Source organism: Butyrivibrio sp. AE3009, from assembly GCF_000420845.1.
Classification (GTDB): Bacteria; Bacillota; Clostridia; order Lachnospirales; family Lachnospiraceae; genus Butyrivibrio.
The window spans coordinates 22,899-38,965 of record NZ_ATVS01000007.1 but is presented as its reverse complement, the minus strand read 5'-3'; the positions used below and the strand labels follow the sequence as shown (position 1 = coordinate 38,965).

Genomic DNA, 16,067 nt, shown 5'->3' with positions numbered 1-16,067 from the left:
GTTTCACCTGTTATCAGTTGTTATTATCCGTAAATTCGCTGCGAATGGCTTCAAGCGCATCCTCGTCCTTCATGGCCAGCTTCCTCTTGGAATAGCCGGGGATCCTCTCGTCGTAGCCGCAGACGGACTTGTAATCGCAATAGGTACAGGAGCTCCTCTGCCCTGCCTCGTAAGGGTTAACGGTTATATCTCCGTCCAGTATTCTCCTGCCAAATTCCCTTATCTTCTTGTTCACATATTTGGAAATGCAGGCGTAATCCTCATTGGAGACTACTGAAGACTCCTTGGCGTAGTCACCGTTTTGCTTGAGCCTTACGGGGATGACGTCAGATTTGGCTTCAAGTCCCTCGTGAAGCATCTGAACCACGTCCGGATCTGCATTTACAAGGCCTGTGGTGCGAAGTTTGGCCCTTATAAGTTCATTGATATCATCCGGTTGCAAGTCTTCCTGCCCCGGGACGATGGGATCGTCTACATGGTAGTACAGGAGCGCCGCCGGGACGATTTCCTTATTTGGATTTTTATTTTTTTCTGCCGCCAGGGCAACATTCATATACATTACTAACTGAAGCGAAAGCCCGTGGTAGAGCGATGCGATGCTAAGTTTCTTTCCTCCGGACTTAAAATCGATGACCTTGACATATACGTGCTCAGGATCTTCGTACAGATCAATCCGGTCAATCCTTCCCCTGAGGTGCATTTTTTCAATAATTTCAGTCTTTTCTTTCTCAGAAAGGGTTACGTTGATCTCCTCTATATCTCCGGCTTCCCGGAAGTTCATCTCCACGAAGGCAGGCTCAAAGCGACCCTTGGAGATCTGATATTTTAAGGTATCAACCGTTCTTGAAAGAATGCGATGGATACGCTCTATCAGGTACTGATTTCTGGAATTGCTGTAAAGAATTGTATTTCCGTATTTGTCAGCACATGTTATTAAAGCTTGTTTTAATATCGTATCCGATTCCTCTTTGGATATATTTCTGAAATCGATCTTCCTGGTGATAATCTCCCCTGTGTACTGCTCCAGCACTTCATGATAGATATTTCCGAGGTCGGAAGGATCGATGACATACTCTTTTCTGTCCTGAAGATGCATTCCGTAGCTGAGGAAATGAGCGTAGCAACAGGACGCAAACTTCTCCAGGCGGCTTACGCTGTTCTCAAGGGTTGCACCGTACAGGGCTCTTGCCAGTTCCTTGGCAAGGGGCTTGTTGTCATAATGGGAAAAAGCAGCCTCTGTCAGCTTATTAATGAGGTTATCCTGCTCTGAATAGTCCCTTAGCACCTTGTAGAGGGTATAAAACTCCCCTGTCTTTTCCTTGAAAAGAGTGCCCTCCGCATAGCTTCTTAGCATCTCCGACATGGTGTCATAGCTGTCTCTCACCGATACATTCTGGGATTCAAAGGAGCCCTCCTGGGGTCTTTGCACCGTAAGTCCCTCAAACATGGACTGGAGCTTGGGTATCAGATAGGCAGGTCTTAGCGACTTGCCCTCCTTATCAATCTCTGCATAGGACAGGAATAGCTTATCTGTGGGCTTGGTGAGGTTCATATACAGATAGAGCCTCTGAATATACATCTGCTGCCTGGGTGTTGGCGCCAGCTCAATTCCGGTATCAAGCTCCGAGAGGAACTGCCTGTCTATATCGGATAGAATGCCGCCACCTCCCTGGTTCGACGGAATGGCGCCGTCATTTACGCCCATGAAGAACAAGGCTCTGATCTCCTTGAGCCTGCTTCGCTCAATATCTCCCACGATTATTCTGTCCACATCCTGAGGAATGGTACCAACCTCGATGTTTCCAAAGCCAACGCTGAGGATATCCCTGTATTCCTCAAGGGACAGGCTCTCGCTCCCTATAAGGCTGTTCATCTGAAGGAGCAGATTCATGATCTTGTCGTAGATCTGGTCGTACTCCCTTGCTTTACGGATATTTCCTGCCTGTCTGAAACGGTCTGCGTAGGCAAGGAGCTTTTCCTTGGAATTATTAGCTTCAATCACAGATATCAGAGCCTTCGTTATCTCGGATACTGTGCCTGTTTTTTGTTCAAAAAGAGGTTTCAGCTGCTGCGTTATCGCCTCTCTCATGGCTTCAAGTTTCGCAAGAAGCTCAACTTCCTTGAGGTCCTCTGCATTATTCCTTGGCTTGAAGCGCCTTGGCATTCTTCTGAGGAACTTGTCCTCCCACTGCTTCCTTCCGTTTATTCCAAGGGCTCTGACATAGTTCTCGAGAATATCTGTGTCATCTTCGGAAAAATCTGTCATTCCGCTTCTCATGTAATGGAAGAGGTCCTCATATTTGTAACCGGAAATTACCGTGTTAATGGCGCTGGTCACATATTCCACAAAGGGGTTCAGCATAAGAGCCACATTCTTGTCGATGTAGACGGGAATCCCGAATTTGTCCGCTTCCCTGCTGATGATATCCCCGTAGTCCTCAAGGGATCCGCAGACAATAGCAATATCCCTGTAGGCGAGTTCTCCCTGCCTTATAAGGTCGGAGATCTTGATCATGGTCTGCCTTATCTCCTCTGCGGGACTTGCGGCGCTGTATATCTCAACTGAACTATTTTCTCCCGAATATTTACCGGTGTTATATCTGAACAGGTTCTCTTCAAGAAATGCCAGAGGCGGGTTATCCTTAAGGCGGAACACGGGACTGTCTGTAAGTCTGATATCCCTGTTTTTCTCATGAAGAAGTGCCCTGTAGGAATTAAAGTCAGGCAGGCTCCCCACTGAGCCCAGGTTCTCCTTCTCCACCTCGTACATGAGCTTTTCAAGGTCTCTTACGGTCTTTTTGCCCAGCATAAAAAGTTCCTGCTCTTCGAAGGAATCCGCGTAGGGATCCTCATTAGGGCTGATGGTCACTGATACCACCACCTCATCGGCTATGGCAAGGAGCTTTTTGATAACCCTGTACTGAATGGGGGTAAAACCGGTAAATCCGTCAAAAATCACAATGGAATCTTTAAGAATCCTGGAACAATCAATAGCTCTGCACAGAACGTCCAGAGTCTCTTCGGTGGTTATGTAATTGCCTTCGATATATTTGAGAAATTCGCTGTAGAGAAGGCGAAGGTCCCGGAGCTTGGAATTAAGTGCCCGCTTCTCGGTGCTTTTTTCCATAAGAGTGCCCAGCATGGCATCGTCGATCCCGTACTGCATGAACTCAGAGATTGTAGACTTAACCTCATCTATATAGCCGGGCTTATGCATGTTCTTGCCAATCACAGGGAGTTTGTCCCCAAGAAGGTCTGAAACATGGCGCAGCACCAGGCTCTTGCCCAGATCATCGAGCACAGAAAAAGAGCCAAGGCCGGTCTCCTCAAATATTCGATAGGAGAGCCTTCCAAAGCTCAGTACATCGATGTTCATTATTGCCCCCTTGGGATGCATTCTGACAACATCCTTCTGGGTCTGCATGGTAAACTGATCCGGAACTATAATAAAAATCTGCTTAGTGTTATCCTCAAGGCTTCTGCCTATGGCCTCGCTAAATAGTGTGGTGCTCTTTCCGGCGCCACTTGCCCCAAAACAAAATCTTAGCATACCTTCTCCCAATACTTTTAATCATATCCCCTAATTGCCGTATATCAGCTCGTCGCTGATCTCATCCGCATATCTGCAGCAGGATATGTACTTCCATCTGTTATTATAATAAAAAGGAAGTATCATGTACATCTGCATTCTTCCGCCGTCGCCGGGCATGGCTGAATGGTAATAGTCAACTATATACTGGGAGCCGGCCTCCTTAATCCTGTCATTTACGGTGGTTATGTCATAGAATTTCCTGAATCTCTCCCTGTCATCCGGGTATATGTACATATTTGAGTACATCTGGACCGCCTTGACGGCATTCTTTTCAACATCCGCAACAGGGAATTGGCGGGTGTTCAGGAAGATATTCTCAACTGTTCCGTCCTCATCATAGAGGTCAACTCTGAAGTACTGGTTAAAAACGTGAGCCATGGCCACATGGATATTGTCGGCCAGCTTGCTGTCACCGTATATGGTAAGATTTCTTGTCACGGTGGCATAGGCCGCCCTGGAGCCGTGTCTTGACAGGAACCTTATCTTGGTGTTCAAAAGGCTTCCGTTTACAATGCGGTCGCCTTCAGCCCTGTGATCATAGGAGTTCTCTGCGCTGGCAGCCATTTCCATAAGACTTCGTACATCGTCGGAGCCAATCTCGGAATATATTTCATTTGCCTGCTGAACACTTGAAATGCCAATAGTACTTAGCATCTGAACAAAAGCATTGTTTGCATACAGTATCTGTATTGTTTTATCATCTACCTCAATGATAGCGATGGGCAGGTTATTGACAACCTCCATACTCTTGTCCCTAAGGGGCGTTGTTCCCAGGAAGTTTATCTCACCGATATCGTCATAATACCGGCAATAATCATTGTCCTCACATACCTCAGGACTATAGTCTGTTTCTGTCTCGAATTCCTCCATGGGCTTGGGCTTGCCGAAAAGATAGCCCTGAAGTCTCTCACAGCCTATCCTTCTTAGGAATTCGTATTGTTCCTGAGTCTCCACGCCTTCAGCGAGGGTGTGTATTCCCAGCTCCTTGGCCATGTTCACGATGGAGGATAAGATTACCTTGGTTCTTTTGTTGGTCTCAAAGTCCCTAAGGAAATTCATATCGATCTTGAGCATGTCAAAATCATAGATCTTAAGGTTGTTAAAGGAGCTGTAGCCGGCGCCGAAGTCGTCCATCCATACCTGATAACCGGCTTCTCTGAACCTTTTTATCTGGTCGTTTAAGAAATTCTCTCCGAAAGCTACCGCGCTCTCTGTGATCTCAATGTTAAGAAGGCTAACCGGAATGTCATAGTTTTGCCTGCACTTTTCCACCTCGTTGAGAATATCACAGAGCTCAAAATCAAGTCTTGAAAGATTCACGGAAACAGGTTCTACTCCATAGCCTCTGTCAAGATCAATCCTGAGTTCACGGCACACCTGATCAATGATGCAAATATCCAGCTTGTGTACCAGGTGAACGTTTTCAAGTACCTCCACGAATATTACGGGTGAAATAACGCCCATCTCAGGGTCAATCCATCTGGCGAGGGCCTCATAGCCGCAGATTTTCCCCGTAAGAGCCCTGACTTCCCTCTGATAATATACCTTGAAGTACTTCTTCTTGAAGGCGCTCTCGAAGTTATCTATAACATACTGCCTAAGTTCGTTCTTCTTTTTGAGTTCTTCGGAATAAAAATTGTAGTCCTTGTCATAGACTCTGATGATATCATCGCAGGCACTCTTGGCGCGATCCACCATGATAACGCTGTCGCTCTCATCTCCCTGTGCCTGATAAATGCCGGCCTTAATACGAAGGCGAAGCCCCTTCTCATGCTTAAGGGCAGCCTCGTCCAGAGTCAATAATCTGTCAACGATATCCTGATGTGATACGGATTTGGTAAGAATGATAAACTGATCGCCGCCGGTTCTTGCAACTACGTCTCCGGCAAAAATATCCCGGATCTCCGTAGCCATACCGCGAAGGAACTCATTTCCTCCCGCAAAACCATAGCGCTGATTGAAGGCCTTGAAATTCATGACATTCAAATAAATGATGACAGCACTTTCTGATGCCAGGTCCTGTCCTCTTTCCTGAATGATCTCCAAAATACCGGTCAAATTAAGCAAACCTGTAAGCTCGTCAATGGACGCAGGCTTACCGGATGCATTTTGATCAAGCTGTAACATAGGCCCCCTCATGTCGTTTCATGGGTGATGTTCATACGAATCCACGATATCATTTTATCATAATATCATTACACTAATTGTTAAATTTCTCTTATATCCGCAGCCGATAAAACTTCTCATATGGATGCGGCTTTTTTGAGAATCCTCAGAGCTTCCGGGAGTTTGTCCAGATTGATGTTGGAATAGTCGAATATGAATTTGCCTATATTCTCGAGCTTGGTTCCATGATAAAAGTCCGAAACTGCCGATATTTTGATGTTTTTCTTAAGGAGTCTTTGCTCCAGCTCACTGTCGGAATATTTCGTATTCAGCTTAAGGATAAAGTGAAGGCCGGAATCGTTTTCTTCGATCTCATAGCCGCCTTCCCCCGGCTCCCCCAGGATAGCTTCTATGATTTCAAGGACTTTGTCTCTTTTTTTGCTGTATTTGATCCTCATACGGTTGATGTGCTTCTCAAAATGGCCGCCTGCAATGAACTGCGCCAAGGTGTACTGGTCAAAGGTGGATACGGTGCAGGACAAAAAGGAAAACTCCTCATAAAACTTCGCAGCCAGGTGGGGCGGAAGCACCATATAGCTGATTCTGATGGTGGAGGTCAGGGATTTGGAAAAGGTATTCATATAAATCACCTTCTCCGCATTGTCTATGCTCTGGAGCGTTGGGATCGGCGTCCCCCTCAGGCGAAATTCGCTGTCATAGTCGTCCTCGATGATATAGCGGCCATCCTCTGCCCCTGCCCAGTGCAGTAGCTCGTAGCGCCTTGTGATAGGTGTGGTGACTCCCGTCGGGAAATGGTGGGTGGGACTGATATGGGCCACATCTGCTTTGTTTCTGACCAAATCCCTGATGCTAAGCCCCTCGTCGTCCAGGTCGGCAAAGCCGTAGTCAATGCCCTCCATGTCGTATACCTGTCTGATCTTCTTATAACCGGGGTTCTCCAGACAATACTTCTTATCCTTGCCAAGGAGCTTGATAATAAGGCCGTAGAGATACTCTGTTCCTGCCCCCACCACGATCTGCTCCGGAGATACGTCCATTCCTCGAAAAGAGGACAGATGTCTTGCTATAGCCATCCTGAGGTCCGATATACCGGTGGAATAGGATACCTTAAGGAGTTCTTCGCTCTTATCTGCGATCACACTCCTGTTAATCCTGGCCCACACAGAAAACGGGAAATTGGACAGCTCAGGCCTGTTGGAGGAGAAGTCAAAGTAGACTACCGGAGGATTAGGATCAAACATACTGTTTCCTTGTATGTTGAGCTTTTCTTTTTTATCCCCACCGGCCTTACCGGTAAGCTTACTGCTTGGCGCAGTGATGCGATTTATTTTCTCAACAAAATAGCCCCTCTTGGGAAGAGAATAGATATATCCCTCCTGAAGAAGCTGATCATAGGCATTATCCACGGTAACGGTGCTGACTCCCAGATTGTTGGCAAAGCTTCTTCTTGAAGGGAGCTTTTCTCCTGCAGCAATCACGCCTCCTGTGATATCCTTTTTGATCAGTTCGTATAGCTTTAAATATTTGGCCCCATCGGTCTTACTAAGGTCATAAGTAAGCATGTTTTCCGTCTCCTCTGAATTGCTTTTTATAACTGGTATTTAAATAAATACTAGGATTGTATATTTTTATAATACCAACATTGTAGTATATTCTTAGGAAAATGAAAATAATGAATCAAAGGAGACAGAACAATGAGCACAAGTACTTCAGTCAGCACCGACAAGAAAAGCTCCCTGAGGAGCACCAACCCTGTGAGATGGCTTACCATCACCGCCATTTTCATGGGACTTAACATAATCGTATCAAGCTTCGGTATTCCCGTTCCCGGCGGACACCTGTACCTGTGTGACACCATCATCTGCACCGCTGCACTTCTGCTTGATCCTGTGGCAGCATTTATTGTGGGCGGAATCGGTTCCTTCCTGGGAGACCTGCTCTTTTATCCTGCTCCGATGTTCGTTTCTCTCGTCACCCACGGACTTCAGGCTGCGGTGGTATCCATCATCGCCCACAGGGCTGTCAGGAACAGATCCGCCAGAGCGCATTTTTCACTTAGTCTTATTGCAACACTTATAGGCGGCGTTATTATGGTTGTTGGCTATACTCTTGGCAAGATCTACATATACAGCACCTATGTGGATGCTGTTTTAAAGCTTCCCTATGAGATCGCCCAGGCGCTGCTTGGGGTTATCGGCTCACTTCTTCTGTGTTTCAAAGGCGGCCTTAATAGAATTTTTGCCAGGATGGAGTATAATGAAGTGGGTGTCAAAAATACTTTAAGCCCACATCAAAAATAAAGAAGGTAAAAAATCATGGATTTTAAGGAAATAACAGCTCAGAGCAGACAGGCTGTGCAGGAGATCCTTGCAGCAGCGAAGCTCAAAAAGGGCTCAATATTCGTAATCGGCTGCTCCTCCAGCGAGATTCTCGGAGATCAGATAGGAACCGCCACCAATCTGGATTCAGCCAATGCTGTATTTGACGGCATCATTCCCGTACTTGAGGAAAACGGTATCTTTGCAGCAGCCCAGTGCTGCGAGCATTTAAACAGAGCGCTGGTAGTTGAAAGGAAGACCATGGAGCGCTACGGCTTTGAACAGGTCAATGCAATCCCTCAGCCCAATCATGCGGGAGGCGCATTCGCCACCGTATGCTATCAGAGATTCAAGGATCCTGTACTGGTGGAGACGATCAATGGCAAAGCCGATGCCGGCATCGATATCGGCGGAACCATGATAGGAATGCACATGCACAGCGTAGTGGTACCTCTTCGTATCTCCCTCAGGAAGATCGGAGCAGCTCCCATCATCTGCGCAAGACATCGCCCCAAATATGTGGGCGGACAGCGTGCCATCTACGATGAAGCACTGATGTGATATGTAATTGAGCCTGCGAACCACTGACATATTTCACTTAAACAGCTCTGCAATAATAAAGTGAAGGGCCTCGGCTAAATGCCGGGGCCCTTCTTGTCAGTCAAATTATGCAGGTCATAAATTACGTTGTTATTATCAGAAAATAAGTTCCTTGATCTGGATTCTGCACTTGCCGTGGTATACGAAGAATAAAGGATGTACACCGTTAACGGCATCAAATTCTACTGAGAAATCCTTCCAGGTCTTGTCAACTCCGCCAACAGGAAGCTCTGCGATAGCAGGTCCCTTCTCCTCAAGTCTTACCTCGAGCTTAGCATCTGCGTCAACAGGATCGTTGTTGTTAACGTCAAGTCTTGCTCTTACTGTAACCTTGGTTACGTCCTTGAAATCAAAGTACTTGTATCCGATAAGTGTTCCCTCACAGATCTCATCGATATACTTCTCGTCGCCGTCGTTGTTAACGTTAGGGAAGGAATCTGTGAATATTCTGTTGCAGCCGTGAGGCATCTTGCCGTTGGTGATGTTGCAGGCGATAGGTGCGGGATACTCACCCTCAGCTACAAGAGGACCGCCGTTAAGACCGCAGCTGGTGATCTCAACCTGATTGATGGAACCATCGGGATTGATTGTGATCTTCTCTGCGCAGGCCTGTCTGCTGTAATCGGACTTGTGTGTAAGTCTGTGGTAGAATACATACCACTCACCGTTGATGTTCTCAATGCTTCCGTGAGTAGTACCTGTCATATTCATCTTGTCATCAAGTGTTCTGCCGTTAAAGCCTACATCTCCGTTGGAAACAAGAGTTCCGCCAAAGGTGAAGTCTCTGTCAGGATAATCACTGGTTGCGTAGCACAGCTCGTGGTTCTGCTGTGAAGAATAGATGTAGTAGTATTTATCTCCTACCTTACGCATTGAGCTGGCCTCGAAGAAAGGATGCTCCTCAAAGCTTGTGCCCTTGATGTTGTAAGGGATAAGATGCTTGGCAGGTCCCTTAAGGGTCATCATGTCATCCTCAAGCTCCATAACGATAGGGCCCATGACACTGCCCTTCTTAGCCTTCTCAAGGATCTCTTCTCTTGAGCGGTTGAACATTGTCATCTCTGATTTGATTGATTCCTCATTCTCAAAGAAATCTTCTTCCTCTTCAAACTGATACTGTGTACCGGAATAAAGGAAGATTCTGCCGTTGTCGTTAAGAAGACCGGGATCGAAGCATACGAAATCCTGTGCAGGAGTTCCGTCGGGGTTCTTAACAAAACCAAGATATTTGAACTCTCCGGCAGGTGTATCGCATACAGCTACCTGGATAGGTCCGAAATAGCCACCCTGTCCGAAGGGGCCTGACATAGCATAGTAGAGATAGTACTTGCCGTCATTACCTCTTACGCAGTCAGGTGCATACATATAAGGTCTCTCATTGTAATCGGGATCCTGTGTTGCCTTGTAGATAACGCCCTCTTTTCTCCATGACTTAAGGTCATCAACAGGTGCGGAATATACGGTATAATCCAGCATACAGAAAGTCTCTCCGCCTTCCTTGTCATGTGAACCATAAATATATACTCTGTCACCAAATACGTGGGGCTCGCCGTCGGGAATGCATACATCCAGAGGCAAAATCGGGTTAAAAATCTGTTTCTTCATTTTTCCTATACCTTTCTGTTGCTTATCATTGTTTTATGATACCCATAAAACGCCGCAATGTCTTGTTATATCTTGCCATTTCATGTCTTAATATTGCGTTAAAAACCTCTTACGGGGCAGTTGTGCAAATAACCATCTTTTCTTGCAAAGGCTGCCTCTCTGATCACAAGTCTCTCTATAACAACGCCGGGATCCTGAGGAAGGATCGTAAGGTCGTGCCATCCCTTGGAAAGGTTCCTTGTAAGCACGGTTTCATGCTGATTATCAAGTACACCCTTAGTCCACTCAGGACAGGTTCTCTCTCCGCCCTGGTAGCCAGCTCCAACGGTGGTAACGCTCTCAAAGGCTGCATCTGTCGTACTCTCGGGATCAATAGCCATTTTTACCCTAAGAAGGCTCTCGGTGCTGAGAGGATTGCAAGGTGCAGTGATAAGTCTGATCTCGTACTTGCCGTCCTTAGGCACATAGAAGCTTCCTGTAAGTGAAGGAAGATCCTCGGCTGCTACCTTGCCGAAATCGCAGTTCACAGGGAAGGCCTTGGCTGCGCTTCCGTATTTGCCGTAATTATCTATTATTCTGTAGGAAGGAGCCTGTGCATCCTCATCCTCGGACAGCTCCAGCTCTCCTGCCTCGATAGACAGTTCCAGATCACTCTCTTTGACAAATGCTGCCACTTCATCCGGAAGAACAGGTACAAAGTGATCTATAGCCGCTTCCTCCTCGGTGAAGTTCCTTGCGCATACATATACTTCAACCTTGTACATTGCTGCCTTGATCACGAATTTGCCAACAAATGTGCCCTCGGGAAGATTGTCACCTGTTGTAACCACAAGGATGTCCGTATCGCCCTCCTTGAGAACACCCTCAGAGGCTGAAAGGCTGATCCATTCATCGCACTCGGTAACCTTCCACTCTATATCGCCTGTTCCCGCATTCTCCAGCTCAAGCTTCTCGAAGAAGCAGGTAGGGCTGCACAGACCAGTAAGCACGATCGGGTGTCTGGTCCAATCACCGCCCATGGTGTAAGAATCGCTGTAGGAACCTGCAACAACCACTCTGGGTCTTCTGGAAGGGATAACGGTATGAACTACCGGGTATCTTGCCTCCTCATCATTCCAGTGAACAAAGCCCATGTGCTCTGAGCCCATGATGCCGTCCCACTTACCATCAGCGCATTCGTAGTAGCCCTTCTGGAGCTCTAAATCTCTGTCCATACACTCATTGATGAGGCCTCCGTAGATATTTGCAGATGGTCTGCCCTGGCCTGCAAGATGATGGTTGATTCCTGCAAATAGCTGCATCTCAAGAAGATTCATGGATGCACATACAGGGAAGTACACCAGCTGGTAAAAAGCATCCTTTAACGGAGTCTCTTTGAACTTATCCCAGAGATCTTCTGCCTTAGATACGGAGATATCTGCAAGCTGAAGCATATATTCAGCCTCGCCGTAGTTAACGGGGTGATATATCCTTTCATTCAATGCTTCAGGACGTCTGATGGAATTGACATAAGTATAAGTATCAAGGAGTGCATAAATATCCTCATATGCATCCTCGCATCCTGCAAACTGACGCTCAACCCAGTTCCTTAAATACTCTGTAGCAGAATCTGTATTAGAGGTTCCCCACTTGTCAAAGTCATAGGCAAGGTCCATAAAGAAGGACAGTGGAAGCTCCTGGGGCTTAAGGTCACCTACATTGACGATCCAGATGTCTCTTACTCCGGATTCATAGGCCTGTCCCATCTGCTCCCATACCTTGCTAAGATGAGTTGAGTTAACCCATTCATAGGAAATGGGATCTCCGTGATAATCGAAGTGATAATACATTCCCCAGCCGCCTCTGCGGTCTTTTTCAAATTCCTCGGGTAGTTTTCTCATATTGGCGAAATTGTCATCGCAGAGCATGCAGGTGATTCCGTCAAGCTCAGGCCAGTAACGAAGGCCCTCTGCGGTTTCATCGCCGTAGAAGTATTTCTCAACTTCCTTGTATATTGCCAGCATTCTGGGAACGCTGTCTAAATCTTCACTGATAGTCTCTTTTATCAGATTGTTCTGAACAGTAATAACATCCTTGAGATAATCGATGTTGTCCTGAAGTGTAGCTTCTCTTCCGAGAACCTCGCTGTCACGCTCGCCTCGCATGCCCATGGTGACAACGTTTTCAAACTTGCCGTTTCTTGACAGGCCGTCTCTCCAGTAATTAATAAGACCCTCTCTGTTCTTGGAGAAGTTCCAGGCAGAGCCGTACTTGGTATCATCGCCCTTAACCAGATCCCACTCCTCGCTGTGACGAAGGCAGGGTTCATGATGGGAATTACTCATAACGATTCCCAGCTCATCAGCAAGCTCCGCATTGGCAAGCCCGGGGCCGTCCAGTGAGAAATTGGAGGTCCACATTGCAGGCCAGAGGTAATTACCCTTCATTCTAAGGATCAGTTCAAAAACATGCTCGTACATCTGGGCAGTAAAGCCGCCAAAATGCTTGAAGGTCCAGGTTCCGAAGGAAGGCCACTCATCGTTGATAAAGAAACCTCTGTATTTAACCGAAGGCTCTTTGGATACAAAATTGTCTGCATCTGTAAGTGCTACGCTGTCACGTTTCTTAGGGCTAACGTCTGCAAAATACACCCAGGGGCTGACTCCCAGAAGATCTGAGATATGGAACAGACCATAGATTGTTCCTCTCTTGTCACTTCCAACGATAACAAGGGCAGAGCCTCCGTTCACTGTTTCCACTACCTGAAATGCGTAGCACTCACGCTTACCTGCGAGTGTGTCCTCGGAAATTCCGCACTTATCGAGAAGCTCTTTTGCAAGGCTGCTCTTACCGAGAGTTGCAGCATAAACACCTCCGGAGAAATCACCAGCGGATGTAGATTCTGTAATCTTATACTCTGCGTCCGTAACAAGCTTAATGTCACCTGCTACCTTGGCTGCAATCTTCTTAACTCCGCTCCACTCGTCTTCTCCAAGTACTATCTGTCTGTTATCGCTTCCAATTATGTATTCCATATTTACGCCCTCATTGTTTTATAAATAACATCACTCCACTACACCAAAACCAAGTATTGTGAATTTCTTTTTCTCCATACCGGGAGCAAGCTCTATTCTGATCTCGTGCTCCTTGGTACGTTTGCCGTTATGTATGATCACTGCGTTGCAATGTGTCCATCCGTTCTTGAGAGGATCTGCCTCCAGAACCTTCTTGCCGTCAACATAGACAACACCGACTCCTGCATTGGGAAGACCTGAATCCTTGTGTACCAGAAGAAGCTTGGAGCAGGTAATCTTCATTACGAAGGGATCATTGTTTGCTGAGTTTTCTTCATGGCACCAGTTGTAAGGAAATTCGGGAACAGGCTTGATCTCGGAGTCCATCTCAACGTGCTGAAGATCCTTATCAATATCAGCAAATGAACCCTCGCTCACAAGCTCGATTCCAAACCTGCTCTTAAGTCTTGGCATTTCTTTTCTGTCGAGGAGTACCACCTTCTCAAAATCAGCTCCGATGGCGGGCTCTGTCTTATCTAGCTCAACCTCTTCCTCATACTGTGAAGGCTCAGCATTAACCACATCAAGAAGATTGATGATGCAGTCGCTCATGATCTGATGTCCAAGGTTACTTGGATGATACTGATCATAGAAGTACTGGTTCTTGGAAATGACTCTGCCGTCCTCGGGAAGGAGCATAAACTGTGGTGATACAGCATCAAGAACACTGACCATTGGAATCTGGTAACGTACACCTACAGGTCCGAGTCTATCCTGAAGATTCCAGTCATTGGAGAATACTGCAAACAGTATTACAACCGCAGGCTTCCAGGGAAGCCTGTAGGCCTTACGGATAAGACTCTCGAAGCATATGCCCTTGGTCTCATCACCTTCATCGTTAACTGCAAATTCTATTACAATAAGATCCGGCTTCTTAACGCCGTCTCTGAGTACGTCTCTCTCAAATCTGATCATTCCTAGCTCGGAGGGTGTTCCGCCCACACCGGCCTTTACCAGGTCAACCTTACCGCCCTTGGCATACTTTTTCTCAAATTCGTCTGCAAATACCCTTGCGTAGCATTTCTCGTGAATAGGAATCGCTCCGGCGCCCTGTGTGATAGAACCGCCGATAAAGCCAAGAGTGATATCCTCTCCAGCTCCTGCCTTGGCAAGAAGCGCCTCGATCCTGCCGGTGTTACCCTTAAGTCTAAGGCTCCTTGCGATCATCTTTTTATAATTGTCTGATTCAAAGTTAACAAGAGTCTCTTCTCTCTGAATAGGAGCAACAAAGCCCTCATTCAGGTAAAATCTGACGTCTACGCTGGCCTGAATTCCGGGTCTTGCAAATTCAAATCTTGTCTGACCTATCTCATGGTCGCTGGCAAGCCAGTTTACATCTGAAAGCTCTATGATGTTCTCCATGCCGTCCATATCCAGTTCCTTCTCAATACTGGTGGCGGGCTCGCCGGGAGCCTTAGGATACATCTGCATTACAAAATTCACCTTCTCATCCGGCACTCTTCCTGTAACGCTGACTCCGATGGAATGAACCATCTTCCTGAAACCTGCTGTGCTTCTTAAAAGCTCCAGCATATAATCATCTGAGATATTGCCTGCAAGTCTTGCGGCATCTATGAGTCTTCCGTCGTTCTCATAGATGAACTGGATACCTCTTCCATCTGGCTGAGGTGAACCATATACCTGCTTGCCCTGCATAATAAAGAAAAATGGACGTTTCTTTACCGGATCCTTAGGAGCAACCGGCCCTCCATTATTCACGCTTTTTGCTGCTTCCATTTGTATCTCCTCCACACTGCATTTTTTGCTATACAATACTTTTTTCACCGCCAATTAAGGCCATACACCGGGTCTTGGCTTGTTAACCTGAATCACCTTGGCTGCCTCAAGATTTCTGAGAAGAAGAAGTCTTGCTTCACCGACCTTCTCGGGCTTAATCATGAAAAAGCAATAGGTTTCTATAAGTGAGAACAGATTGGCTGTTCTTCCTTCGATCTTGAAGTTATTGATTCCCATGGGAACATATTTCTCCCAGATAAGCTCCGGTGAAACGAAGGTCGGATAATCCTGAATCGTGTAAAGACAATTCATATCACCGTATTTGCAGGTCCAGGGAATAATGTGCTTTCTCTTTTCCGGAGGAAGATTCCTGTTCTCCTGAACAATCTTCTGATTAAGAGCGATATTTTTGTAATGATCGCCGCGTCTCTCACAATTTGGTACACAGAGAGCATTGATAAGGACCTCCAGCTTGTCTTTATGATTCAGCTGCTCTATCAGATCCCACTGATTGTTCATGTTATAGTCAAGAACCACGTACTTGTAATCCTTCTCAAGTTCGGCATTAAGAGTTTCTACGCTCTTGATCTCCTTGCAGGTTGTGGAGTCAATCTTGTAGGAGGGATAATTCTCCCTGATGTACTCCTCAAGTATAGGTGAAAAAACAAGCACCTCGTTCATGCCGTTGTCGCCTTCCTTCAAACAGAAATTACAGAAGGGATCAGCAAGGTCTTCCTCTTTAATTAGTGGATTGGTAAAGGTGAATCTGACAGGAATATTCTTTTTGTTAATAGATGCGATAACATGCTTAACAAAGCCTGCATCACACTGATCATTTCCCAGAAGTCTTCCGCCATTCCATAGAGAGAATGGGAAAGCACCGAAGAATGAGGCGATCTCTACGCCTTCTCTGAAGTATTCCGGATGCTGCTCAAGCAAACTGATCCAAAACATGTTGAGCGGGAAATTGTACCTAAGCCCCGGAAGATGAAATCTGACTTTATTCATTTTTAACACCTCTGTCTTTATAAACTG

General features: G+C 46.4%; 9 protein-coding genes. 2 read left to right on the top strand and 7 right to left on the bottom strand.

The annotated features are described in order from the left end of the window. Positions 1-13: 13 nt before the first annotated feature. From G588_RS0105455 to pdxR, 3 genes are all read right to left on the bottom strand, one after another. A complete protein-coding gene (locus G588_RS0105455) occupies positions 14-3,550 on the bottom strand; it encodes a PD-(D/E)XK nuclease family protein (protein ID WP_022777749.1) in 3,537 nt (1,178 codons plus the stop codon). A 30-nt stretch (positions 3,551-3,580) separates the two neighbouring features. Beyond that, positions 3,581-5,719, bottom strand: coding sequence for an EAL domain-containing protein (locus G588_RS0105450; RefSeq protein ID WP_022777748.1), 2,139 nt, complete (start codon positions 5,717-5,719; stop codon positions 3,581-3,583). Positions 5,720-5,835: 116 nt separating this feature from the next. Then, entirely contained in the window at positions 5,836-7,281 is a 1,446-nt protein-coding gene (gene pdxR / locus G588_RS0105445; RefSeq protein ID WP_022777747.1) for a MocR-like pyridoxine biosynthesis transcription factor PdxR, read from the bottom strand. Positions 7,282-7,413: 132 nt separating this feature from the next. Here pdxR and G588_RS0105440 point away from each other — a divergent pair, with 132 nt between their 5' ends. Both G588_RS0105440 and G588_RS0105435 read left to right on the top strand, forming a co-directional pair. After that, positions 7,414-8,019: an ECF transporter S component gene (locus tag G588_RS0105440; RefSeq protein ID WP_022777746.1), complete on the top strand. Its 606-nt coding sequence runs from the start codon at positions 7,414-7,416 to the stop codon at positions 8,017-8,019. Positions 8,020-8,034: 15 nt separating this feature from the next. Continuing rightward, positions 8,035-8,598, top strand: coding sequence for a TIGR01440 family protein (locus G588_RS0105435; protein WP_022777745.1), 564 nt, complete (start codon positions 8,035-8,037; stop codon positions 8,596-8,598). Between the two features lie 135 nt (positions 8,599-8,733). Here the strand turns inward: G588_RS0105435 and G588_RS0105430 are convergent, their stop codons facing one another. From G588_RS0105430 to G588_RS0105415, 4 genes are all read right to left on the bottom strand, one after another. After that, complete coding sequence (locus tag G588_RS0105430; RefSeq protein ID WP_022777744.1) at positions 8,734-10,242, bottom strand: family 43 glycosylhydrolase; 1,509 nt, start codon at positions 10,240-10,242, stop codon at positions 8,734-8,736. 98 nt (positions 10,243-10,340) lie between these two features. Beyond that, entirely contained in the window at positions 10,341-13,256 is a 2,916-nt protein-coding gene (locus G588_RS19305; protein ID WP_022777743.1) for a glycosyl hydrolase 115 family protein, read from the bottom strand. Positions 13,257-13,286: 30 nt separating this feature from the next. Then, positions 13,287-15,032, bottom strand: a complete 1,746-nt coding sequence (locus G588_RS0105420; RefSeq protein ID WP_022777742.1) for an SGNH/GDSL hydrolase family protein — start codon at positions 15,030-15,032, stop codon at positions 13,287-13,289. Positions 15,033-15,086: 54 nt separating this feature from the next. Beyond that, complete coding sequence (locus tag G588_RS0105415; protein ID WP_022777741.1) at positions 15,087-16,040, bottom strand: hypothetical protein; 954 nt, start codon at positions 16,038-16,040, stop codon at positions 15,087-15,089. Positions 16,041-16,067: the final 27 nt, after the last annotated feature.